The organism is Roseateles sp. AC306 (assembly GCF_979253795.1).
In genome coordinates this window covers 1-254 of record NZ_CEEDEB010000105.1, presented here as the reverse complement: position 1 = coordinate 254, position 254 = coordinate 1, and the positions used below count along the sequence as shown (strand labels likewise).

The window sequence follows — 254 nt, the reverse complement described above, 5'->3', positions numbered from 1 at the left end:
GGACACACTGCGCGACAAGCAGGCGCTGGAGCTGCTGTGTAGCGAGGGCCGGGCACCTTGGAAGACATGGCAAGGAACGCCACCCGACTCGACCCGCAGCGCCTGCCCGACCCCGCGTTCTGGCGCGGCCGGCGCGGGTTCGTGACCGGCCACACCGGCTTCAAGGGCGCCTGGCTCACGTTGTGGCTGGAGTCGCGGGGTGCCGAGGTCACCGGCTTCTCGCTCGCGCCGCCGAGCGAGGGCAACCGGGGCAC

The 254-nt window shown here is 72.4% G+C and carries 1 pseudogene; it reads left to right on the top strand.

What is annotated here, in order from left to right:
* Positions 1–66: 66 nt before the first annotated feature.
* A pseudogene (locus tag AC0IZJ_RS28575) lies at positions 67–254 on the top strand (hypothetical protein); the annotation flags it as partial.